At 74.8% G+C, this 23,652-nt stretch carries 17 protein-coding genes and 1 pseudogene; 12 read left to right on the top strand and 6 right to left on the bottom strand.

Annotated elements, in window-relative coordinates:
- Positions 1-78: 78 nt before the first annotated feature.
- On the top strand, positions 79-2,040 hold the full coding sequence (locus tag EDD28_RS03700) for an alpha-amylase family protein (protein ID WP_123738389.1): 1,962 nt from the start codon (positions 79-81) through the stop codon (positions 2,038-2,040).
- A 48-nt stretch (positions 2,041-2,088) separates the two neighbouring features.
- Here EDD28_RS03700 and EDD28_RS03695 read toward each other — a convergent pair whose 3' ends face one another.
- From EDD28_RS03695 to EDD28_RS03685, 3 genes and pseudogenes are all read right to left on the bottom strand, one after another.
- On the bottom strand, positions 2,089-2,871 hold the full coding sequence (locus EDD28_RS03695) for a maleylpyruvate isomerase family mycothiol-dependent enzyme (RefSeq protein WP_123738388.1): 783 nt from the start codon (positions 2,869-2,871) through the stop codon (positions 2,089-2,091).
- Between the two features lie 81 nt (positions 2,872-2,952).
- Positions 2,953-4,191, bottom strand: a complete 1,239-nt coding sequence (gene metX / locus EDD28_RS03690; protein WP_425469961.1) for a homoserine O-acetyltransferase MetX — start codon at positions 4,189-4,191, stop codon at positions 2,953-2,955.
- Between the two features lie 196 nt (positions 4,192-4,387).
- A pseudogene (locus EDD28_RS03685) lies at positions 4,388-5,761 on the bottom strand (bifunctional o-acetylhomoserine/o-acetylserine sulfhydrylase); the annotation flags it as partial.
- Between the two features lie 323 nt (positions 5,762-6,084).
- On the opposite strand from EDD28_RS03685, the gene EDD28_RS03680 reads away from it, so the two are divergent.
- Positions 6,085-7,509, top strand: a complete 1,425-nt coding sequence (locus EDD28_RS03680) for a C40 family peptidase (RefSeq protein ID WP_123738386.1) — start codon at positions 6,085-6,087, stop codon at positions 7,507-7,509.
- Positions 7,510-7,596: 87 nt separating this feature from the next.
- Entirely contained in the window at positions 7,597-8,034 is a 438-nt protein-coding gene (locus EDD28_RS03675) for a DUF6918 family protein (RefSeq protein WP_123738385.1), read from the top strand.
- Positions 8,035-8,120: 86 nt separating this feature from the next.
- Here EDD28_RS03675 and EDD28_RS03670 read toward each other — a convergent pair whose 3' ends face one another.
- Positions 8,121-8,642: an inorganic diphosphatase gene (locus EDD28_RS03670; RefSeq protein ID WP_123738384.1), complete on the bottom strand. Its 522-nt coding sequence runs from the start codon at positions 8,640-8,642 to the stop codon at positions 8,121-8,123.
- A 140-nt stretch (positions 8,643-8,782) separates the two neighbouring features.
- On the opposite strand from EDD28_RS03670, the gene dacB reads away from it, so the two are divergent.
- The 4 genes from dacB (at position 8,783) to hpt (ending at position 13,080) form a co-directional block, all read left to right on the top strand.
- Positions 8,783-10,174, top strand: a complete 1,392-nt coding sequence (dacB, locus tag EDD28_RS03665) for a D-alanyl-D-alanine carboxypeptidase/D-alanyl-D-alanine endopeptidase (protein WP_123738383.1) — start codon at positions 8,783-8,785, stop codon at positions 10,172-10,174.
- A gap of 62 nt (positions 10,175-10,236) precedes the next feature.
- Entirely contained in the window at positions 10,237-11,337 is a 1,101-nt protein-coding gene (locus EDD28_RS03660; RefSeq protein ID WP_123738382.1) for a zinc-dependent metalloprotease, read from the top strand.
- Positions 11,338-11,345: 8 nt separating this feature from the next.
- Positions 11,346-12,500 carry a tRNA lysidine(34) synthetase TilS gene (gene tilS / locus EDD28_RS03655; protein ID WP_123738381.1) on the top strand — a complete coding sequence of 385 codons (1,155 nt, stop codon included), beginning with the start codon at positions 11,346-11,348 and terminating at the stop codon, positions 12,498-12,500.
- A gap of 1 nt (position 12,501) precedes the next feature.
- Entirely contained in the window at positions 12,502-13,080 is a 579-nt protein-coding gene (hpt, locus tag EDD28_RS03650; protein ID WP_123738380.1) for a hypoxanthine phosphoribosyltransferase, read from the top strand.
- A gap of 45 nt (positions 13,081-13,125) precedes the next feature.
- Here hpt and EDD28_RS03645 read toward each other — a convergent pair whose 3' ends face one another.
- Positions 13,126-14,832: a DUF4265 domain-containing protein gene (locus EDD28_RS03645; protein WP_123738379.1), complete on the bottom strand. Its 1,707-nt coding sequence runs from the start codon at positions 14,830-14,832 to the stop codon at positions 13,126-13,128.
- A gap of 221 nt (positions 14,833-15,053) precedes the next feature.
- Between EDD28_RS03645 and ftsH the strand changes: the two genes are divergently transcribed.
- The 5 genes from ftsH (at position 15,054) to EDD28_RS03620 (ending at position 21,733) form a co-directional block, all read left to right on the top strand.
- The gene (gene ftsH, locus EDD28_RS03640) at positions 15,054-17,108 is read left to right on the top strand and encodes an ATP-dependent zinc metalloprotease FtsH (RefSeq protein WP_123738378.1); all 2,055 of its coding nucleotides are present in this window, start codon (positions 15,054-15,056) and stop codon (positions 17,106-17,108) included.
- A 113-nt stretch (positions 17,109-17,221) separates the two neighbouring features.
- Positions 17,222-19,036 carry a hypothetical protein gene (locus EDD28_RS03635; protein ID WP_123738377.1) on the top strand — a complete coding sequence of 605 codons (1,815 nt, stop codon included), beginning with the start codon at positions 17,222-17,224 and terminating at the stop codon, positions 19,034-19,036.
- A gap of 28 nt (positions 19,037-19,064) precedes the next feature.
- Positions 19,065-19,529 carry a DUF3180 domain-containing protein gene (locus tag EDD28_RS03630; protein WP_170169339.1) on the top strand — a complete coding sequence of 155 codons (465 nt, stop codon included), beginning with the start codon at positions 19,065-19,067 and terminating at the stop codon, positions 19,527-19,529.
- A 30-nt stretch (positions 19,530-19,559) separates the two neighbouring features.
- The gene (locus EDD28_RS03625; RefSeq protein ID WP_123738375.1) at positions 19,560-20,072 is read left to right on the top strand and encodes a PH domain-containing protein; all 513 of its coding nucleotides are present in this window, start codon (positions 19,560-19,562) and stop codon (positions 20,070-20,072) included.
- Between the two features lie 95 nt (positions 20,073-20,167).
- On the top strand, positions 20,168-21,733 hold the full coding sequence (locus EDD28_RS03620) for a PH domain-containing protein (RefSeq protein WP_148059536.1): 1,566 nt from the start codon (positions 20,168-20,170) through the stop codon (positions 21,731-21,733).
- 757 nt (positions 21,734-22,490) lie between these two features.
- Here the strand turns inward: EDD28_RS03620 and EDD28_RS03615 are convergent.
- Complete coding sequence (locus tag EDD28_RS03615; RefSeq protein ID WP_245967899.1) at positions 22,491-23,507, bottom strand: LacI family DNA-binding transcriptional regulator; 1,017 nt, start codon at positions 23,505-23,507, stop codon at positions 22,491-22,493.
- Between the last annotated feature and the right edge of the window lie 145 nt (positions 23,508-23,652).

Below are 23,652 nucleotides of genomic sequence, written 5' to 3'. Positions count from 1 at the left end.
CCCGATGTCGGAGTGCAGGGCGCGGCGGATACGATCGGCGCGACTCCTCCGCCCGGAGCCCCCACCGGAAGGCCGCCCATGCCCGAGCCCTCATCGCGCGGCGTCGCCGTCCCGCGCCGGCAGCTCTCGCGCTCCGTCCTCGTGGACGCCGACGTCATCCGGGCCGCCGTGCCCGAGCTCCGGCCGGGGGACGAGCGGTACGACGCCGAGCTGGGCGCCCGGTTCGCCGAGCACTTCCCGCGCCTGCACGGCCTGTTCCGCGAGCTGTACGGCGAGCGGGCCGACTCGCTGGCGTCGCTGGCCGCCGTCGTCGACCTCGCGGTGACGACGTGGCGCGAGCGTCCCGAGGCGCTCAAGGCCCTGGACCGCGCGCGGACCGCCCAGCCCGCCTGGTTCCAGAGCAACCGGATGCTCGCGGGGGTCTGCTACGTCGACCGGTACGCCGGCTCGCTCGACGGCATCCGGCGCCGGATCCCGTACTTCCGCGAGCTCGGCCTCACCGTCCTGCACCTCATGCCGCTGTTCGCCTCGCCCGAGGGGAACGACGACGGCGGCTACGCCGTGTCGTCCTACCGGGACGTCGACCCGGCGCTCGGGACCATGCCGGAGCTGGCGTCGCTGGCCCGCGAGCTGCGCGACGCCGGCATCTCGCTCGAGCTGGACTTCATCTTCAACCACACGAGCAACGAGCACGAGTGGGCCCGGCGCGCGGTCGCGGGCGAGGTGGTCGACGGCGTCGCCTACGAGGACTTCTACCTCATCTTCCCCGACCGCACGATGCCGGACGCGTACGAGCGCACGACGCGCGAGATCTTCCCCGACGACCACCCGGGCTCGTTCGTCCAGCTCCCGGACGGCCGGTGGATCTGGGCGACGTTCTACCACTTCCAGTGGGACCTCAACTACGCCAACCCCGAGGTCTTCCGCGCCATGGCGGGGGAGATGACGTTCCTCGCGAACCAGGGCGTCGAGATCCTCCGGATGGACGCGGTCGCGTTCATCTGGAAGCAGCTCGGCACGCCGTGCGAGTCCCTGCCGCAGGTCCACCTCCTGCTCCAGGCGTTCAACGCGCTGCTGGCCATCGCGACGCCCGGCGTCGTGCTCAAGTCCGAGGCGATCGTCCACCCCGACGAGGTGGTCAGCTACGTCTCGGTCGACGAGTGCCAGCTCTCCTACAACCCGCTCCAGATGGCGCTCACCTGGGAGGCCCTCGCGACCCGGGACGCGTCGCTGCTCAACCAGGCCCTCGAGCGGCGGCACGGGCTGCCGGAGGGGACGGCGTGGGTCAACTACGTCCGCTCGCACGACGACATCGGCTGGACGTTCGCCGACGAGGACGCGGCGGAGCTCGGCATCGACGGGTTCGAGCACCGTCGCTTCCTCAACCGGTTCTTCGTGGGCCGCGAGCCCGGCTCGTTCGCGCGCGGTGTCCCGTTCCAGGACAACCCGCGCACCGGCGACTGCCGGATCACCGGCACGACGGCGGCGCTGACCGGGATCGAGGCCGGCGATCCCGGCGGCGTCGACCGGGCCGTGCTCGCGTACTCCCTCGCGCTCTCCACGGGTGGCGTCCCGCTGCTCTACCTCGGGGACGAGGTGGCGCAGCCCAACGACCCGACCTACGTGTCCCGGCCCGAGGAGGCGGACGACTCCCGCTGGGTGCACCGGCCGTTCTACCCGGAGCAGTCCTACGCGGCGCGCGAGGACACGGCGACGCCGTCGGGCGCGGTGTTCGCCGCGCTGACCCGGCTCCTCACCGTGCGGCGGCGGACGCCCGAGCTCGGCGGCGGCCGGCTGTGGCCGTTCCACACGGGGCTGCGCAGCGTCGTCGCGTTCCAGCGGCCGGGGTGGACGGACGACCTGCCCCGGGTCGTCGTGCTCGCGAACGTCGGCGACGACGCCGTGCACGTCCCGGCCGAGCGGTTCGCCGGGTTCGACCGCGTGGCGCACGAGCTCGTCGGCGGCGTCGACCTCGATCTGCGCGGTGGCGTGAGCCTCCCGGCGCACGGCATCGTCTGGCTCCACGCGACGCCACGCTGACCCGCGTGCGCGACGCGGGAACCGGCGTGCGTCGCGGGCGGGTGGCGACTACCGGACGAGGGGGAGCGCCTGGCTGAGGTCCGGCAGACCCTCGGCGAGGGTGCCCGGCCGCAGGGCGCGACCCCGCCCGCTCCACGGCAGGCGTCCGGTGGCGAGCCGGAGCCAGGTGACCTCGTCGCCGACCTGGAGGTCGTAGCCGGTCCGGGACCGCAGCACCGACAGCAGCGCCGTGGCGACGATCGTCCGGGCCGTCGGGTCGACGGGCGAGGGGATGGCCGCCGACCGGGCCAGGTCGTCGGCGTGCACGACCAGCTCGACCAGCCGGGTGAGCACGAGCGTGTCGAGCGCCACGACGCCGCGGTGGACCCGGACGAGTCGGACGCCCTCGTCGCGCAGCTCGCGCAGCGTGAGCAGCGCGGCCTGGCCGGAGCTCTCGGCCGAGCCGATCGGGTCGCGGTGCTCGGCGAGCTCGATGGCGCGCTCGCGGATGTCGGACGACGTGCCGGCGTAGCTCGCGAGGTAGTCGGCGAAGGTGAGAGTGCGGGGGACGTCGCCGGCCGCGCTCGGTGCGCCCGACTCGCCCGACTCGCCGTGCTCACCCGACTCGCCAGAGACATCGGGATCGGCGGCCTCGGCCCGGGCGAGCACGCGCATGACGAGCGCCAGGTGGGCCACGAGGTCGCGGACCGACCAGCGGGGCAGCGGCGTCGGCGCGGCCAGGGCGTCGTCGTCGAGGGAGCGGAGCCAGTCGATGAGCGCGTCCCACTGCTCGTGCAGGTCCAGGTCGAGGCGTGCTGCGGTCACGGTGGAGGTCACGTCGGCGTCAACCATGTGCCGAGCCTAGGTGCACCGGACGCCGGGACGTGTCGCCGAGGCGTCCGCTGGCCGGGGCTGGCCGGGGGCGGCCGGACGTCAGGAGCCGGGCTGCCGCACGACGGGCGCGACCTCGCCGAGGAACGCCGCGACGATCGGCCCGAGCGTGTCGAACTCGATGAGGAAGCCGTCGTGCCCGTGGTCGGAGTGCATGACGTGCAGGTCGGCGTTCGGGATGCCGCGGGCGATCCGGGCCGAGTGCGCGGGCAGGAACAGCCGGTCGGAGTCGACGGCGACGACGAGCGCTCGCGCCGTCACGCCCGCGAGTGCCGCCTCGACGCCGCCGCGGTCGCGGCCGAGGTCGTGCGTGATCATCGACTGCGTCAGCACGACGTAGGAGCCCGCGTCGAACCGCCGGGCCAGCTTCGCGCCGTGGTGGTCGAGGTAGGACTGGACGGCGAACCGCCCGGACCCGTCGAGCGGGTTCTCCGCGCGCTGCGGGATGCGGCCGAACCGGGTGTCGAGCTCGCGCGCGCTGCGGTAGGTGGTGTGCGCGATCTGCCGGGCCAGCGCGAGGCCGGCGGTCGGACCGCAGCCGTCAGCCGCGTCGTAGTAGTCGCCGCCGTTGTAGAGCGGGTCGGACCGGATCGCGCCGAGCTGGGCGTGCGCCCAGGCGATCTGGTCGCCGGTGGTCTGCGCCGCGGTCGCGATCGCCGCGATCGCGCGGACGCGCTCGGGGTAGGACGCGGCCCACTCGAGCACGCGGTGCCCGCCCATCGACGCGCCGATGACGAGCGCCCACTCCTGGACGCCGAGCGCGTCGGCCAGCCGCAGCTCGGCCGCGACCATGTCACGCACGGTGAGCGCGGGGAAGCGCGAGCCCCAGGCCTCGCCGTCGGACGCGGGTGACGCCGGCCCGGTCGACCCCTGGCACCCGCCGAGGACGTTGGGCGCCACGACGAAGTACCGGTTGGTGTCGATCGGCCGGCCGGGGCCGACCATGGCCTCCCACCAGCCCGGGGTCGGGTGGCCGTCGCCGACGGGACCGATGACGTGCGAGTCGCCGGTGAGGGCGTGCAGCACGAGCACCGCGTTGTCCCGCTCGGCGTTGAGCGTGCCCCACGTCTCGTAGGCGAGCGTCGCGCCGGTCAGCTCACCGCCGGCCTCGAGGTCGAGCGTCCCGACCTCGACGAACCTCCGCGACCCCACCGGGTCGCCCGGGCGCCAGGCGGCGGAGGCGGGCAGCGGTGAGTCGTCGGGCGTGCGCACCTGGCCCCGCGCCGAGGGCGCGAGGGCTCGCGCATCGGGGCGCCGGCGGCGCGCGGGGGGCTCACTCACCCCGGAATCGTACGGGTTCGCGCGGTCGGCACGATAGCCCGGCCCGTCCATCGCCTCCATCGCGCACCTCCGCCCGCGGTCCTCGGTCGTCGTCGCGCCGGGCCGTCGGACGCCGGCCCGGCGCGTGTGGGTCGTGCGTCGGGTCGTGCCGGGCCCGCGTCGAGCGGGCCCGGCACGACCGCGTCGCGATCGGTCCTCAGGCCCCGGCGGCGGCCGCGGCCTGGGAGACGTCGGTGCCGGTGGGCAGCGCCGCGACGGCCGCGAAGCCCTTCTCGAGGTCGGCGAGGATGTCGTCGATGTGCTCGAGGCCGACGGCCAGGCGCACGAGACCGGGCGCGACGCCGGCGGCGACCTGCGCCTCGGGCGAGAGCTGGCTGTGCGTCGTCGAGGCCGGGTGGATGACGAGCGAGCGGACGTCGCCGATGTTCGCGACGTTCGAGTGCAGCTCGAGCGCGGAGACGAACGCCTTGCCGGCCTCGGCCCCGCCGTCGATCTCGAACGCGAGGACCGCGCCGCCGCCCTTGGGGGCGTACTTGAGCTGGTTGGCGTGCCACGGCGAGGACTCGAGCCCGGAGTAGCTGACGGACAGGACGTCGTCCCGGCCCTCGAGCCACGTCGCGACCCGGGTCGCGTTCTCGACGTGCCGCTCCACGCGCAGCGAGAGCGTCTCGATCCCCTGCGCGATGAGGAACGCGTTGAACGGGCTCACGGCCGTGCCGAGGTCGCGCAGGAGCTGGACGCGCGCCTTGAGGATGTAGGAGAGGTTGACGCCGAACGCGCCGCCGACGCCGAGGTCGCGGGCGTAGACGAGGCCGTTGTAGGACGCGTCGGGCGTGTTGAAGCCGGGGAACCGGTCGGGGTGCTGCGCGTAGTCGAACGAGCCGCCGTCGACGATGACGCCGGCGATCGAGGTGCCGTGCCCGCCGAGGTACTTCGTCGCGGAGTGGACGACGACGTCGGCGCCCCACGCGAGCGGGTTCACGAGGTACGGCGTGCCGATGGTGTTGTCGACGACGAGCGGGACGCCGACCTCGTGCGCGACGCGGGCGACGCCCTCGATGTCGAGCACGTCGTTCTTCGGGTTGGGGATGGTCTCGCCGAAGAACAGCTTGGTGTTCTCGCGGGCGGCGGCGCGCCACTGCTCGAGGTCGTGCGGGTCGTCGACGAACGTGGTCTCGATGCCGAACTTCGGCAGCGAGTAGCGCAGCAGGTTGTAGGTGCCGCCGTAGAGCGACGGGCTCGCGACGACGTGGTCACCGGCCTCGGCGATGTTGAGGATCGCGAGCAGCTCGGCGGACTGGCCCGAGGAGAGCAGGAGCGCGCCGACGCCGCCCTCCAGCGCCGCGATGCGGTTCTCGACGGCCTCCTGCGTCGGGTTCGTGATGCGCGTGTAGATCGGGCCGAGCTCGGCGAGCGCGAACCGGTTGGCCGCCTGCTCCGCCGACTCGAACACGAACGAGGTGGTCTGGTAGATCGGCAGCGCGCGTGCGCCGGTGGTCGGGTCCGGCACCTGGCCGGCGTGGATCTGCTGGGTCTCGAACTTCCAGTCCGCGCTCATCGATCGTTCCTTCTGTTGCCTCGTTGCCTGGGCCCGTCGACCGTGTCGCCGGGGATTCCGTGGACGTCCGTCCGTCGGGACTCATCGGGACGGTAGACGACGGCGGGGTCGGGGGGCCGCGTGGGACGACGGTGTCTCGCGGGCTGAGATGAGGGCCTCCGAGAGGCCGAAAACTACACGCGTGTAATTTTTCCTCGGGTGATACTGGGCGTGTCGCGTTGACAAGACGGGCTTTCCGACTCTCAACCTTCACGCTAGAGTCGAAGGCAGATGGGCCGCTCGCGGCGGTCCTGACCGGCCGCCGGAGGCGGCGACCAGCCTCGACGGGAGCATCCATGGCACAGCCAGCCAGCCCGCGCCGCCGCGCGCTCCGGCTCACCGGAGTCGTCATCGCGACGGGGGCGCTCGTCGCCCCCCTCGCCATGAGCGCGGTGGCCGTCCCGGGGATGCCGTCGCAGTCGGAGCGTGACGCGGCGAGCGCCGCGGTCTCCTCCCAGGAGGGTCGCGTCGCGGCGATCGAGGGTCAGCTCGCGGACGCGGACGCCCGCGTCGCGGCGGCCGAGATGGAGGCGTCGATCGCGGCCGAGGCCTACAACACGGCCCAGGTCGAGGCGGACGCCGCGCAGGCGGACTACGACGCGGCCGCGTCGGAGAAGGCCGAGGCCGACGCCGAGCTCGAGGCGGCGCTGGACGACTTCGCCGCGATGGCGCTGGACATGTACCACTCCGGCGGCTCGCTCGCCGCGACCCAGGTGTGGGTCGGCGCGGACGGCTTCGAGGACGTGCTGCGGCGCACCGCCGCCTATGAGATCGCCTCCGTCCAGGTCGACGACGTGGTCGCCGACTCCGACGCCGCCCAGCGGCGCGCGGACCGCGCGTCGGCCGAGGCCGACCGCACGAAGACCGTGCTCGACCAGCGCCTCGCCCGGGCCGACGAGGCGGCGACGGCCGCCGACGCGGCGGTCGCCGAGGCGCTCGACGCCCAGTCCGCGCTGGACTCGCTCATGTCGAGCGCCGTGGTCGAGCTCGCGGCGCTGCGCCAGCACAGCGTCGACGTCGAGCGTCGCTACCAGGAGGGCCTGCTCGAGCAGCGCCGCCAGGCCGAGGCCGCAGCGCAGGAGCAGGCGCGCCAGGACGAGGCGTCGCGCGCCGGCAGCGCCCAGGGCTCGACCGGCGGGAGCTCGAACGGCTCCGGCTCCGGCAACGACGGTGGAACGACGTCGGAGGGCGGCGGCAGCAGCTCGGGTGGCTCGAACCCGGCCCCGGCCCCCACCTCGGACCCGGCGCCCGCGCCGCAGCCGACGAAGACCGCGGCGCCCCAGCCGACCCCCACGCCGACGCAGACCCAGCCGCCGGCCCCCAAGCCGACGCCGCCGCCCGCGCCCCCCGCGCCCAGCCGGACCGGCCAGGCGTTCGTCGACATGGCGCTGTCGCAGGTCGGCAAGCCGTACGTGCTCGGTGCGGCCGGTCCGAACAGCTACGACTGCTCCGGGCTCGTCCAGTGGTCGCTCAAGCAGCTCGGCGTCTCGATCCCGCGCACCTCGCGCGACCAGTGGTGGGCGACCACGCGCGTGAGCGAGGCCGACCTGCAGCCGGGCGACCTCATCTTCTACTCGAGCAACGGCTCGGCGAGCGGGATCTACCACGTCGCGATCTACACGGGCAGCGGGATGCGCGTGCACGCGCCGAGCCCCGGCAAGACCGTCGAGCACGTGAAGATCTGGAACACCAACATCATCGGCTACGGCCGCGTCCTCTAGCCCTCACCGGCGGCGCCCTCGGGGGCGGGCGGTGGGGCGCCGGAGGAGCGCACGTCGCTCCGGGTCGCGCTCGCTTAGCCTGGGGGAATGACCACGCTGCGTGAGGCGCTGACCGCGCCCGAGACCAAGCCCGCCGTCGTCGCCGACCTCGCGACGCTCATCGACTCCGAGATCTCCGGGCTCGGTGGCCTCACCGGGATCGCCATCAAGACGGCCTTCGCCGCCGCGAAGAAGAAGAACCCCGACATCGTCTCCCGGGTGGCGAGCGGCTACGTCGGCACGCTCGGCGACGCGCTCCAGCCCCTGTGGGAGCGGTTCCAGGCCGGCGGCGGTGGCGACTTCGGGGCGTTCCTCGTCGCGAACCAGGCCGAGGCCGAGAAGGCGATCATGACGGCCGTCGACGCGGCGGCCCCGTCCGGTGGCCAGGCCCGGGCGATGTACGACAAGTTCAAGCCGCAGGCCGCCAAGATCATGGTGGGCGCGCTGCCGCGGCTCGGGGCGCTGCTGCAGAAGCACGCCGGCTGACCGGCCGGCCGGCCGACAGCGAGACGGCCCCGGACGCGACGACTCGATCGTCGCGTCCGGGGCCGTTCCTCGTCCGGGAGGGTTGCTCAGTGGCCGGGGGCCTTCGAGCCGTGGTGCCCCTCGAGCCCGGCGGCCTTGGCCCGCTCGAACGAGCGCACGATCTCGGCCTCGGCCTCCTCGCGACCGACCCAGTGGGCGCCCTCGACCGACTTGCCCGGCTCCAGGTCCTTGTAGACCTCGAAGAAGTGCTGGATCTCGAGGCGGTGGAACTCCGAGACGTCGTCGATGTCGTCGCGCCAGGACGCGCGCTGGTCGCCGACCGGCACGCAGACCACCTTGTCGTCGCCGCCCATCTCGTCGCGCATGCGGAACATGCCGAGCGCGCGGCACTCGATGAGGCAGCCGGGGAACGTCGGCTCCTCCAGCAGCACGAGGGCGTCGAGCGGGTCGCCGTCCTCGCCGAGCGTGCCCTCGATGAAGCCGTAGTCGTCGGGGTAGCGCGTCGCGGTGAAGAGCATCCGGTCCAGCCGGATGCGACCGGACTCGTGGTCCACCTCGTACTTGTTGCGCTGTCCCTTGGGGATCTCGATCGTGACGTCGAACTTCACCGGTGCGTCCCATCTGCTCGCGCCCCGCCGCGGCCGGGAGCCGCAGCGCCGAGGCTGGCGTGACTACTGTTGATGACAGTCTGACGCACCCGGCCCCCGGGTACACAACGGCGGCACCGCGACCACACCGAGGAGGACCCATGGGCGCAGCGCGCACGGCGGTCGTGACCGCCTCCTGCGTCGTCCTCGTCGGCGCCCTCGGGGCGGGGTACGTCGCGGCCAACGCGCACGAGCTGGTGCCCGGCCCCTTCACCACGGCCGCGCCGTGGGAGGAGGCCACCCCGTTCCCGACGCCGAGCCTCCCGCCGCCGGCCGTGACGTCCTCCGTCATCCCCGCGTGGGAACCGGCGGCCCCCGTCCCGACCGCCGACGGCCTCACCCCGGCGCTCCAGACGCTGCTGACCTCGACGGAGATCGGGACGCCGCCGGGCGTCCTCGTCGTCGACGTCCTCACGGGCGAGGTGCTCGCGGACGCCGAGGGCAGCGTCCCGCGGCTGCCCGCCTCGACGACCAAGGTGCTGACCGGGGCAGCAGCCGTCGCGACGCTCGACCTCGACGACACGCTGGCGACGTCCGCCGCGCTCGCCGGAGCCGACGAGCTCTACCTGGTCGGCGGCGGCGACATGACACTCGCGGCCGGCACCGGCGACCCGGACGCCGTCGTCGGTCGGGCCGGCCTCGGCGACCTCGCCGAGCGGACCGCGGCCGCCCTGACCACGCGCGGCATCGCGTCGGTGACGCTCGCCTACGACGTCTCGCTGTTCGCCGAGGAGGCGCAGGCGCCCGGCTGGGGGCCGATCGACTTCTCCGGCGGGCACGTCACGACGATCCAGCCGCTCGGCATCGAGATCGGCCGCGTCGAGGGGCAGGTGCAACGCGACCTCAACCCAGCGCGCACCGCGGCCGGCACGTTCGCCGCCGCGCTGCGCGAGCGAGGCATCGAGGTCCGCGACGTCGTCAAGGGGACGACACCCGACGACGCCGCGACGCTCGCCAGCGTGCAGTCGGCTCCGCTCGGGGAGCTGCTCGACCTCACGCTCGCCGACTCCTCCAACACGCTCACCGAGGTGTTCGGACGCCTCGTCGCGATCGAGCGGGGCGAGCCGGCATCGTTCGCCGGGGCCACGGCCGCCGTCCTCGACACGATCGCCAACCTCGGCATCGACGTCTCCGGCACCTCGCTCGGCGACACCTCCGGCCTCTCGACGGAGAACCGCATCTCGCCGCGGCTCCTCGTCGACGTGCTGCGCAGGGCCGCGACCGACCCGGCGCTGAGCCGGCTCTCCGTCGCGCTGCCCGTCTCGGGCCTCGACGGCACGCTCGCCGACCGCTGGCTCGAGCCGGGGGTCGTCCGGGCGAAGACGGGGACGCTCGTCAGCGTCGTCTCGCTCGCCGGCTACGCCCCGACCGCCGACGGCCGGCTGCTCGCGTTCGCCGCGATGGCCGACGGGATCCCATACGCGGGGTCCTACGGCGCGCGCCTGCGCATCGACGAGTGGGTGAACTCGCTGCTCGCCTGCGGCTGTCGGTAGCTGCCGGGCGCAGGGGCCGGGTGCCGGTCGGTCGTGTCGGTGGTCGGTCGTAGGCTGGGCCGATGAAGGACGCCGTCGACTGGGACCTCGCCGTTCGTCGCGCCGGCGGCCTGGCCAAGGCCGGCCCACCGGTGGATGCGACGGGGCTGCGCGCGCTCGTCGCGTCGCTGCGGTCCGCCGCCGTCGACGCCCCCTCCTACGTCGCCGAGGTGACCGGTCTGGACGACGCCGCCGCGACGGCCGCCGACGGCACCGTCCTCGTCGTCGACCGCCCCCGCTGGGCCGAGGCCGCGACCGGCACGTTCCGCGCGATGGCCGGTGACGACCTGCCCGAGCCGCGGATCCCCGGCGCAGCCCGGGTGGCCGGCGAGCAGCTCGGCTGGGCGCTCGCCCTGCTGAGCACGCGCATCCTCGGCCAGTTCGACCCGTACGCGCCGGCGTCCGGACCCGGCACGCCGCCGGGCCGCCTCCTGCTCGTGGCCCCGAACGTCCTCGGGATCCAGCGCCAGATGGACGCCGACGCCGAGGACTTCCACCTCTGGGTCTGCCTGCACGAGCAGACCCACGCGGTCCAGTTCGCGGCCGCCCCCTGGCTCGCCGACCACCTGCGCGGCACGCTCACCTCGGTGCTGCGCTCGCAGATCGGCCGGCCGGGCGAGGACGCGGACGAGGCGACCGTCGTCGACGCCGGGACCGCGGGCGTCGACGAGCCCGCGACCGAGCCGGAGAGCGTGCTCCAGCGCGTGCTCGGCTCGCTCACCCGCCCGGGCTCGCTCCCGGGTCTCCTCGAGGCCGTCCTGCCGCCGGAGCAGCGGGCCGAGCTGGAGCGCGCCGTCGCCATCATGTCGCTGCTCGAGGGGCACGCGGACGTCGTCATGGACGCCGTCGGCCCGCGGGCGATCCCGTCCGTCCGGCAGATCCGCGCAAGCTTCGAGAAGCGCCGCGACGACCGCACCCTGTCCACCGTGCTCCTGCGCCGCGTCCTCGGCATGGACGCGAAGCTCGCGCAGTACCGCGACGGCGCCGCGTTCGTCCGCGGGGTGGTCGACGCCGTGGGCCACCCGGGGCTCAACCACGTCTGGGAGCGGCCGGAGCACCTGCCGCGCCCCGAGGAGATCGCGGACCCGGCCGCGTGGGTCGCCCGCGTCGTCGGGGCCGACTGACCCGAGCGATGCCCCGCCTCGACCCCGACGTCGCCCGCACGCGCTCGGCCGTCCGCGCCTGGCTCGACGCCGCCCCCGCCCACCGCGACGGTCTCGCGCTCGTCGCCTGCTCGGGCGGCCCGGACTCGCTCGCGCTGGCCGCCGCGCTCGCCTTCGAGACGCGGGACGGCGGGACCCCGGCCGGCGCGGTCGTCGTCGACCACGGCCTCCAGGACGGCTCGGCCGGCGTCGCGCAGGAGGCGGCGGCGCGCTGCCGGGCCCTCGGCCTCGACCCGGTGGTCGTGCGGCGCGTGGCCGTCGAGGTCGCCGGCGGACCCGAGGGCGCGGCCCGCTCCGCCCGGTACGCGGCCATCGAGGCGGTCGCGGCGGAGCTGGCGACGCCGGGCCGGCCGGTCCACGTGCTGCTCGCCCACACCGCCGACGACCAGGCCGAGACCGTGCTGCTGCGCCTCGCGCGGGGCAGCGGTGCGCGCTCGCTGGCCGGCATGCCCGCCGCCCGCGGCGTCCTCGTCCGTCCGCTGCTCGGGCTGCGGCGCGCCGAGCTGCGGCGGGCCTGCGTCGCCCAGGGGATCGCGTGGTGGGACGACCCGACCAACGCCGCCGACGGTCCGCTGCGCCGCGCCGACGGCGGGGACCCGCCGCGGGCCGCCGTCCGCCACCGCGTGCTGCCCGCGCTCGCCGACGCCCTCGGCGCCGACCCGGTGCCGGCGCTGGCCCGCACCGCCGACCTGCTCGCGCGGGACGCCGACCTGCTGGACGCGCTCGCCGCCGACGTCCTCGCCGGTGCGCGCGCGAGCGCCCGCGCCGGCGCTCACCGGCGAGCACCAACCGGAGCACCCGCCGGGTCGGGTGGCCCCGGCGGCCTCGATGCCGACGACCTCGACGTCGCCGCCCTCGCGGCGGCCCCCGCCCCGCTGCGCCTGCGGGCGCTGCGCTCGTGGCTCGTGGCGGCGGGCGCGCCGGCCGGCGCCCTCGGGCTCGCGCACGTCGGCGGCGTCGACGGGCTCGTGACCGCCTGGCGCGGCCAGCGCGGCGTCGACGTCCCGGGCGACCTGCGCGTCCAGCGGGTCACGGGCGCCGGCGAGGGCGCGCGTCTGCGGGTCGTGCCGCGCCAGGCTCCTGTGACACGCTTGGGGCGTGACCAACGAGCCGCAGGCCAGTGACATGTCAGCCACGTCCCCCGCCGCCTGGCGTCACCCCGAGGTGGGCGGCGACCTCGTCCGCGTCGTGGTGAGCGAGGAGGAGATCCGCAGCCGCCTCGGTGAGCTGGCCGCGCGGATCGACGAGGACTACGCCGGGAAGGAGCTGCTGCTCGTCGGCGTGCTCAAGGGCGCGGCGTTCGTCATGTCCGACCTCATGCGCCGGCTGACGCTCGACGTGTCGATGGACTGGATGGCCGTGTCCTCCTACGGTGCGAGCACGCAGTCCTCCGGCGTCGTGCGGATCCTCAAGGACCTCGACGCCGACATCACGGACCGGCACGTCCTCATCGTCGAGGACATCATCGACAGCGGCCTCACGCTGTCCTGGCTGGTCGACAACCTCTACTCGCGCGGTCCGGCGAGCATCGAGATCGCCACGCTCCTGCGCAAGCCGGAGGCCGTCAAGGTCGAGGTCGACGTGAAGTACCTCGGCTTCGACATCCCGAACGAGTTCGTCGTCGGCTACGGCCTCGACTACGCCGAGCGGTACCGGCAGCTCCCGTACGTCGCCGTCCTCGCGCCGCACGTCTACGGCGGCTGACGCCGGTCGCCCCCGCGGCGTCCGGCTCTCCCGGGGCGGCCCGCCCTAGGACTCGGGTGCCGAGAACCCGACTGCGCGCAGGGCGCCCTCGCGGACCGCGAGGACGTCGACGACGCTGCCGCGGCGCCGCGGCACGATCGCGTACGCGCGGACGCCGAGGTGGTGCTTGCGCAGGCACGTGAGCACGACGCGGGACGGCAGCGACGCGTCGAACGTGCGGGCCGAGATGCCCCGCGTCACGTACCACTGCACCGTCCGGACCGTCGCGGCGACCGTGTCGGGACGGGCGGCGACGGCGTTGATCGCGTCCGCGACCGTCTGCCGCTGGTCGCGCGGCATGTCCTCGGGCAGCAGGATGGCGATCGCCCCCGACGACGGCTGCTGCTGGTCGGCGACGTCGAGCCCGGTCGGCGAGGCGAGCCAGCCGTCGCTCGCGAACCGGCGACCGGCGCTGGCGCGGCGGAACCGGTTGACGGCGCCGGGGACGATCATCGCCGCGAGCCCGCCGACGAGCAGGACGGTGGTGGCGAACGGCGGGTACTCCTCGATGGTCCCGAGGCCGATCGCCAGCATCGCGATGCCGAGCAGCACGCCGAGGAACAGCTCGTGCCACCGGCGGCGGACCGTGAGGCGGCGCACGCCCCCGGGCGCCGCGAGGAGGTCGTGCAGCCGCTGGGTGCGCTCGGACAGCTTGGCCGTCGCGCTCGCGGACCCGCCCTCGCGGTAGTCGGGCTCGGCCGCCGGCGCGAGCACGAGCGGCCCGGTCGTCACGACCCGACCGCGACGGTGCAGCGGCAGCTCCTCATAGGTGGCCTCGGCGTAGCTGAAGCCGGTGAGCACGAGGTACGGGCCGACGCTCTCGACGCGGGCCGGCCCGACGACGAGCAGGCGGGTGCCGCGCGGCGCGCCGATCGTGAAGCTCTGCGAGTCCGACACCGTTCGGGCGACGTCGAGCGGGAGCCGCCCGAGGCCCGGCCACTGGACGACCGGGTCGGTCGCGTCGGCGAGCGTCGTCGTGAGGTAGGCGAGCACGCTCGCCGGCCAGCCCGGCGGGGCCGTGTCGACGCGGATGCCGTAGGACGCCATGAGGTCGGTCGGCAGCCCCGCCCGGCCCCACAGGTCCATCGTGCGGGCGTGCTCGTCGGTGCTGAGGGGGATGCTGCGCTCGACCAGGGTCGGCAGCAGGTTCTCCAGCGCGAGGGCGAGCTCGCCGCGCCCCACCTGGACGACGACGCGCTCGTGCCCCTCGCCCAGCTCCTCGGCGTGGGCATCGGCCAGCGCGCGGATGCCGGCGCCGAGCGCGGCCGCGTCGGCGGGGTCCGGGGCGACGACGGGCGGCTGCCGGGTGTCCAGCTCGAGCAGCCCGTCCTCCGCCAGCTCGGCCAGGCGGCCCATGACACCGGCGGCGACGGACGGCGCGACGTCGAGCGCGAGCAGGTTCTCCCCCTCGCGCTCGACGACCGCCCCGAGCCCGACGAGCTCCTCGACGAGCTCGGTGCGCGGGAGGTAGGAGCTGCCGAGCCAGACCAGGACCGTCCCGTGCCCGGAGCGCGACCACACCTCGTAGCCGTTCTCGACCGGGCGCAGGACGTCCCCGAGCGCGAGCCGCGGTCGGCGCAGCGGCACGGCGCACACCTCGACCAGCCCGTCGGGCAGCGTGCGGACGGGCAGCAGCTCGTTGCCCGCGAGGTACTCGGCGTCGGCCTTGAACCCCCAGGCGGGCGCCGGGTGGACCGTCGGTCGCTCGCTCATGGGGGTCAACCCTAGGGGGAGCGTCACGAGGTCGCGCTCGGTGGCGGGAACCGGTGGCCGGACCCCGACGTTGACTCACGTGGGCCCTCGTCCGGGTGCTCGCCCGGACGCTCGTCCTGCCCGTGGCGAACAACGGCGCATCGGACGGGGTGCGTGCGGCTGGGTCGTATAGCGTCGCCCCTGGTGTGTCCTACGAGAAGGGTGGGGGAGAGACCCCGCACATGAATGCCAAGAAGTTCGCCCGCGGTCCGCTGCTGTGGATCCTCCTGCCCATCGCCGTCCTCCTCCTCGGTCTGAGCCTCATCCGGCCGGGCGGTTTCGTGACGGTCGACACGTCCGAGGGGATCGCGCTGCTCCAGGGCAAGACCGTCGAGCAGGTCGAGATCACCGAGGGCTACAACCGGGTCCAGCTCACGCTCACGGAACCGTTCAAGGACGCCGACGACCGGGACCGCGGCACGCGCGTCCAGTTCGTCTACGTCGACCAGCAGGGTCAGCAGGTGGTCGACCTCGTCGCCGCCGCCGACCCGGCGAAGGGCTACAACTCGGTCGTCCCCTCGACGCCGTGGTGGTCGTCGCTGCTGTCGAGCTTCCTGTTCCTCGCGCTCGTCATCGGCGTGTTCTGGTTCGTCATGTCCCGCATGCAGGGCGGGAACTCCAAGATGATGAGCTTCGGCAAGTCGAAGGCTCGCCAGGTCAACAAGGAGAACCCGGACGTCACCTTCGCGGACGTCGCCGGGGTCGACGAGGCCGTCGAGGAGATGCAGGAGATCAAGGACTTCCTCTCCGACCCGGCCCGCTACCAGGCGCTCGGCGCGAAGATCCCGAAGGGCGTGCTGCTGTACGGCGCTCCCGGCACCGGCAAGACGCTGCTCGCCAAGGCCGTGGCCGGCGAGGCGGGCGTGCCGTTCTTCTCGATCTCCGGCTCGGACTTCGTCGAGATGTTCGTCGGCGTCGGCGCCTCGCGCGTCCGCGACCTGTTCGAGCAGGCCAAGGCGAACTCCCCGGCGATCATCTTCATCGACGAGATCGACGCGGTCGGGCGCCAGCGCGGCGCCGGCCTCGGCGGCGGGCACGACGAGCGCGAGCAGACGCTCAACCAGCTCCTCGTCGAGATGGACGGGTTCGAGAAGAACACCTCGGTCATCATGATCGCGGCCACCAACCGCCCCGACATCCTCGACCCCGCGCTCCTGCGGCCCGGCCGGTTCGACCGTCAGATCACGGTCGAGGCCCCCGACCTCAAGGGGCGCCTCGCCATCCTCCAGGTCCACGCCAAGGGCAAGCCGATGACGTCGGACGTCGACCTGGCGACCGTCGCGAAGCGCACGCCCGGCTTCTCCGGTGCCGACCTCGCGAACGTCCTCAACGAGGCGGCGCTGCTGACGGCTCGCTCGCACGCGCACCTGGTCGACAACCGCGCGCTCGACGAGGCCATCGACCGCGTCATGGGCGGCCCGCAGAAGCGCACCCGCGTCATGAACGAGTCGGAGCGCAAGGTCACCGCCTACCACGAGGGCGGGCACGCGCTCGTGGCCGCGGCCATGCGCTACACCGACCCCGTGACGAAGGTGACGATCCTGCCGCGCGCCCGCGCGCTGGGCTACACCGTCGTCATGCCGAGCGAGGACCGGTACTCAACGACGCGCAACGAGCTGCTCGACCAGCTCGCCTACGCGCTCGGCGGCCGCGTCGCCGAGGAGCTCGTCTTCCAGGACCCGACGACGGGCGCGTCGAACGACTTCGACAAGGCGACGAACATCGCCCGCAAGATGGTGACGCAGTTCGGGATGAGCGAGCGCGTCGGGACCGTCCGGCTCGGTCAGACCGACGGCGAGGTCTTCCTCGGCCGCGACTACGGCCACCAGCGCGACTACTCCGACGAGCTCGCCGGGATCGTCGACGAGGAGGTGCGCCGCCTCCTCGAGGGCGCGCACGAGGAGGCGTGGCAGGTGCTCACGCAGTACCGCGACGTCCTCGACGCCCTCGTGCTGGAGCTCCTCGAGAAGGAGACGCTCAACGAGAAGGAGCTCGCGGTCATCTTCGAGCCGGTCGTCAAGCGCGAGCCGCGGTCGGTCTGGCAGTCGGTGCCCGGCCGCGACGTGAGCTACCGCCCGCCGGTGCGCACGCCCGCCGAGATCGCGGCCGGCGCTCCGGAGATGCTGCCCCAGGACCAGGCCGCGGCCGCCGAGGACGAGCACCCCGCCGAGGCGATCGGCGAGATCCCGGCCGGTGGCACGGTCGGCTCGGCCGAGGGGCCGGTCGACCTCGACTGACGCCGGTCCACCCGCCGCACCCGCCCGGCGATCCGCCGGACGGGCGGCGGGATCCGGCGATCCCCGTGTGGCGTCCGCCACACGGATCCGCTCCCACGATCTAGGCTGGCGCTGTGACCGACACCTACCGAATCCTCGGCCTCGCGGGGCGCGGCGCACTGGGTGAGCCGGGCGACCACGAGCCCTTCCTCGCCGACATCGTCATCGACTCGGCCCACGAGCCGGACCTGGCCGCCGTCGCCTCGGCCGCGGCCGAGGCGCTCGCCGCGCCGACGTCCTCGCTCGCCGAGCGCGCCGACCGGATCGCCGCGGCGGTGCACGCGACGGACGGCGCTCTCGCCCGGGTCGTCGTGCTGCTCAACCGGCCGGAGGCCTCGCTCGGCGTGCCCGTCCAGGCCGTCGAGGTGTCGATCGAGCGCGCGGGGGCCACGGCGCCGTCGGCGGTCGTCGTGCCGGTGTCCGAGGGTGCTGGTGCTGGTGCTGGTGCGGTCGGGGTGGGCGCGGTCACCGCGGCGGCTCCCGAGCGCGAGGCGCCGGAGCCGGTCCTCGCGCCCGAGCCGCGGCCGGCTGACGCGCCGGAGCCGGTCGCCGAGCCGCCGGCCGTCGCCGCCGCCCTGCCGGCCATCGCGCCGGCCGTTGCCCCCGTCGTCGCTGCCGCCGCCCCCGTCGCCGCGTCGCCGGCCGCCGACTGGATCCCCGAGCCGACGGCGCCCCCCGTCCCCGTCCCGGCGTGGCCGCGGGTGAGCGAGGCGGCGCACCACGAGGCGGCCGCCGCGGGCGTCCCGACGCCGGACCGGACGGTCGAGGCCGACGACGAGGCGTTCGACGACGACGCCGAGGCGGCGCAGGACGACTTCGCCGAGATCGATCACGCCGTCGGCGCGGCGACCGGGCGCGCCGTCGGCGAGGCGGCCGAGGCGGACGACGCGGAGGGTGACGACGTCGCCGTCGGTCACCTCGCGGAGGTCGCGCAGGCCGACGAGGCGAGCGCCTCCGACGTCGAGGGCATCCAGGACGCGGAGCGGCTCGACGAGCACGACGAGGCGGATCGCCTGGCGACCGAGGCCGACGAGGAGATCGCCGCCGAGCCCGCCGTGAGCGCGTCGGCGCAGCACGCGGCGCTCGCCGTCGAGCCCGACGCCGAGCTCGTCGTCCCACCGCTCGTCCCGCCGGCGCTCGGCGTTCCCGCGGACGCCGGCCTCGGGGCGCAGGCCGCCCCGCCGGCGTGGGCGCGGGTCACGGAGGCGTCGCAGGACATCCCGCCCGAGGCGGACGAGGCCGCCGAGCCGACCCCCGACCAGGCGCTCGCGGCCGACGACGAGGCCACCGACGACGAGGCCGAGGCGGCGCAGGACGATCTCGACGCGATCGACGCCGATCTCGAGGTGGACGCCGTCAACCAGGCGCACCTCGGCGAGGTGCCCGTCCAGACCGTCGCCGCTCCCGTGCGGCGACCCTCGCGCAGCGCGCCGCTGCCGGGGCTGCTCGTCCTGTCCTCGACCGTCTCGGACGGCAAGCAGCAGCTCGCCGGTGTCGTCGGGGCGCTCCGGGCGGCCTCGGCGATCACGGTCACCGACGTCTCGCCCCTCGCGCGGACCGTGCGCGGCGGCGGCGAGCTCTACACGGCCATCGTCGCGATCAGCACGACCCAGCCGCCGCTGGAGCTCGAGGCGATGTGCCAGGACGCCGTCGTCGGCCGACAGGCGGAGGTCGAGGTGCTGAGCATCGAGGGGATGGTCGGCGAGTTCAACGGCGTCACCCTCCCGCTCCCCGGCGCGCACCAGAGCGCGGCCGTCCTCGCCCCGTGGGCACAGCTCCAGCCAGCCGCGGTCCTCCCCGGGCTCGGGGGCGGGCCGGTGTCGGTCCTCGCCCAGACGGCCCCCGATGCCGGCGACGTCAAGTGGCTCGCCCTCGACTGGCTCGAGTGAGCCGCGCGGTCACCGGGGTGAACCGGCGATGATCAAGGCGCGAGCGCTTCCCCTCGCCGGGACGGCGGTGAGCGCGTTCGTCGTCGTCCTCCTCGCGCTGCGCTGGCTGCAGTCCAGCGGCATCGTGCTGCCGCCGCCGGCGATCATCCCCGTGCTGGTCGGGGCGTTCGCCCTCGTCCTGCTCGTGCTCGGCTGGCGCGTGCGCTCGTTCGTCGCGGGGAAGTCGTCGATGGATGCGATCGCCGCGTCCCGGGTGGCCGCGCTCGCGGTGTCGGGCGCGTTCGTCGGCGCCGCGATGGTCGGCGCCGGCCTCGCCCAGGTCGTGGCGCTGCTCGACCAGCTCGGCGCCGCCGCGGCGCGGTCGGACGTCGTCGTCGGGGCCGTCACGGCGGCGCTCGCCGTCGGCCTCGTCGTCGTCGCCCTCCTGGTCCAGCACTGGTGCGAGGTGACGGACGACGACGACCCGACGGCTCCGCCCGGCACCGCCGCCTGAGATGTCGGCCGCGCCTGGCACGATGGAGCGATGAGCAACGAACCAGCCCCGCCGGGCGGCTCGGAGGACCCGTTCGCGCCCAGCGGCGTCACGTGGAACCGGGTGTCCCCGAAGCTGACCACCGCCCGCTACGTCACGGGTGCGATCTGGCTCGGCATCCCGTTCGTCGGCGCGGTCGTGCTCGGCGTGATCTTCGGTGGGTGGGTGTGGAGCGCCGCCGCCGTCCTCGCCCTCCTTGGCGCCTGGATCGCCTGGCTCGTGCCGCGACAGGTGCGCGCGTACGGGTACGCCGAGCGGGAGGACGACCTGCTGGTCCGCCGGGGCGTCATGTTCCGCTCGCTGGTCGCCGTGCCGTACGGCCGGATGCAGTTCACGGACGTGTCCTCGGGTCCGCTCACGCGCAAGCTCGGGATCGCCGAGGTCAAGCTCCACACGGCGTCGGCGAGCACGGACGCGACCATCCCCGGGCTGCCGGAGGCCGAGGCCGCGCGCGTGAAGGACCGGCTGACGCAGCTCGGCGAGGCACGACTGGCGGGGCTGTGAGCCGGCGGGAGCCCGAGCCCGGCAAACCGGCGACGGCACCCGGAGCGGCCGGACCGAACGGCGCGGGCGAGTCGGTCGACTCGACCGACCCAGCGATGCCGACCGGGGCGGGCGAGCCGCAGTGGCGGCGCGTCCACCGGATCACGCCGCTGCTCACGGCGTGGAAGTTCGCGGCCGCGCTCTTCGCGATCGTGCTGTTCCAGGTGGCCGACGACCTCGCCCGCGCGCCGCTGCCCGGCCTCACGCTGGTGGGCCTGGTCGCGGCCGGGATCGCGGTCGGCATCCTGATCTCGCTCGCCTACTCCTACGTCGCGTGGCGGCGGCTGTCCTACGCGATCACCGACGACGCGGTCCTCATGCGCAGCGGTGTCCTGTTCCGGCGGGAGCGCGCCTCGCGGCTCACGCGGATCCAGGCCGTCGAGGTGACGCAGCCGATCCTCGGTCGGCTGTTCGGCTTCGCCGCGATCACGATCGAGTCGGCGGGCGGGGCGGAGGCCAACCTGCGGCTCGCCTACCTGACCCACGACGAGGCCCGGGCCGTGCGGAACGAGATCCTCGCGCGCGCCGCGGGGCTCGACGTCTCGGTCCCCGTGGCGGACGACCTCGGCGACGGTGGTGACGGCGGCGGTCCCGAGGACGGTGGCGACGGCAGCGCTGGCGGCCTCGGCGATGACGACCTGGTCGCCGCGGGGGCGTCGGGCGGCGCGGGAGCGAGGAGGCTCGCTGCCGGCGGGCGCGAGGCGCCCGTCCGCGTCGCGCTGGCGCCGGAGGCCCCGGAGCGCGAGGTGCTGTCGGTTCCGCCGGGCCGGCTCGTCGGCTCGCTCGCCCTCAACGGACTGACGCTCGCGTTCGTCGTGTTCGCCGGCGTCCTGACGGGCTTCGCGATCTCGCTGCGGAGCACGGAGTTCCTGTTCGGCTGGCTGTTCGGTCTGCTCGGCGTCCTGTCCTACCTGTGGTCCCGGTTCTCGCGCGAGTTCGGCTTCCGGCTCGCGGTCTCGCCGGACGGGCTGCGGGTCAGGTCCGGGCTGCTCGAGACGCGGGCGCAGACCATTCCGCCGGGCCGGATCCAGGGCATCGGCATCTCCCAGGGGCCGCTGTGGCGCACGCGCGGCTGGTGGCGCGTCTCGCTGTCGCTGGCGACCGGCGGGACGGGGAGCGAGTCCGGCGACGCGTCGGCGGTGCTCCCCGACGTGCTGCTGCCCGTCGGCGGCCGGGAGGAGGTGCTGCGGGTCGTGCGCCTCGCGCTGCCGGGGATCACCGACGACGATGCGCAGACCCTCGTCACGGGCATGGTGGGCAGCGGCTCCGACGACGGCTGGACCATCTCGCCGCGTCGCGCCCGGTGGGTCGACCCGCTGGCCTGGCGTCGCAACGGCTTCCGGGTCGTGCCGTCGCTGCTGGCGATCCGGCGGGGTCGGATCTACCGTCAGCTCGATCTGGTCCCGCACGAGCGGACGCAGTCGCTCGGCATCTCCCAGGGGCCGCTCGAGCGTCGGCTGCGGCTCGTGTCGTTCCACGCCCACAGCTCGGGCGACCTGGAGCCGACGCTGCCGCACGTCGACCCGGCCGTGGCCGCCGACCTGCTGGCGGAGCAGTCGGAGCGCGCCCGCGCCGCGCGTCGCAGCGCCGGCCCCGAGCGCTGGATGCTCCCGACCCCCTGAGGCGGCCCAGACCGCGGCCCGCTGGGGCCCGCAGTTGGCCTCCGACCCCGTCCGGGCGTGGCCCCCGCGCCCGCGATGGCCCCGGTGGGGCCGGGTCCCGGGTGCGACCCGGTCTGGGTGTGGACACGGGCGCCGTGACCCTGGACTGGTTGCTGTGGCGCTGTCGACCCTGCGCCCGCGGTGGCCACCGTGGGGCCGGGTCCCTGGTGTGACCCGGTTCTGGTGTGGTCACCGGGGTGGCGGTGGCCACGGTGGGGCCGGGTCCCGGGTGTGACCCGGTCTGGGTGTGGACATGGGCGCCGTGGCCTCGGAGTGGTTGCTGTGGCGCTATCGACCCTGCCGCGGTGGCCACCGTGGGGCCGGGTCCCTGGTGTGATCCGGTTCTGGTGTGGTCACCGGGGTGGCGGTGGCCCCGGTGGGGCCGGGTCCCGGGTGTGACCCGGTCTGGGTGTGGACATGGGCGTCGTGACCCTGGATCGGTCGCTGTGGCGCTATCGACCCTGCCGCGGTGGCCACCGTGGGGCCGGGTGTCGGGTGTGATCCGGTTGTGGCGCGGGCACCGGGGTGGCGGTGGTCACCGTGGGGCCGGGTCCCGGGTGCGAGCCGGTTGTGGCGTGGTCACCGGGGAGGCGGTGGCCACGGTGGGGCCGGGTCCCGGGTTCGATCCGGTCCGGACGTGGTCACGGCGGTGGCGGTGGCCACGGCCGCGCCGCGTCGGCCGCACAGCACACCGGACCCGCACCCGAACCGTCCGACCTCAGCGCGCCGCCGGCGGGGCCGTCGAGTCGCGGACCGAGAGCGTCACGACCGGCCCGGGCTCCGACGCCACCGGCCCGTCGGCGTCGAGCTGGCGCAGCAGCAGCCGGGCCGCCCGCTCGCCGAACTCGACGGTGTCGCGGCTCATCGTCGTGAGCCGCGGGCGGACCAGCCGCGCCATGGCCGAGTCGTCGAACGACGCGATCGACAGGTCCCGCGGCACGCGGACCCCCATCTCCTGCGCCACCCCGAGCCCGGCGACGGCGAGCACGTCGGAGTCGAACACCACGGCGGTCGGCGGCGCCGGGCGCGAGAGCAGGTAGCGCGCCGCGTGGGCGCCCTCCGACTCGGAGTAGTCGGTCGCGATCACCTCGGCGGGCGCAGCGTCGCGCTCGGCGAGGAACGCGGCCATCGCGTTGGTCCGGCGCAGCGTGTGCTCGTACTTCTCAGGCCCCGAGACCCGCGCGATGCGCCGGTGACCGAGCGCCCACAGGTACTCCAGCAGCGACGTGGTGACGGCGCCGTCGTCGATCCAGACCGTCGGCGCCTGGCCGGGCGGCGAGGGGTGGTTGCCGAGCACGACGGCCGGCAGCCCGAGGGCGGCGAGCAGGTCGAGGCGCGCATCGCCCTGGCGGGGGTCGGTGAGCACGACGCCGTCGACGCGCCGGTCGCGGGTCCACTCGCGGTAGATCGCGAGCTCGTCCTCCAGGTCGGAGGCCACGAGCAGCGAGAGCGCGACGTGCTGCTCCTGCAGCCCGGCCTGGAGCCCGGCGATCAGGTCCGCGTAGAACGCCTCGGTGCCGAGCGAGCGCGCCGGTCGCTTGATGACGAGCCCGACGAGCCCGGCCCGCGCCCCGGTCAGCGCGCGCGCCGCGGAGTTCGGGCGCCAGCCCAGCTCCTTGGCCGCGGCGTGGATGCGGGCCCGCGTCTCGTCCGAGATCCCGGGTCGTCCGTTGAAGGCGTAGGAGACGGCGCTGGTCGAGACGCCGGCGCGATGCGCGACGTCGGCACTGGTCACTCGCGCGGCCTTCCCCACGTCCCGACGATAACGCTTCGGTCACGGTTCCACCGAACGGGCGGTTTCGGTCAACCGGGGTCTCGACTTACGCGGTTAAGTTCGCTAACGTCCCGACGCAGCGGCCGACTCACTACCGTTGGTGGGT

This window comes from Salana multivorans (genome assembly GCF_003751805.1).
GTDB lineage: Bacteria > Actinomycetota > Actinomycetes > Actinomycetales > Beutenbergiaceae > Salana > Salana multivorans.
This window is presented reverse-complemented; position numbering and strand designations above follow the sequence as displayed.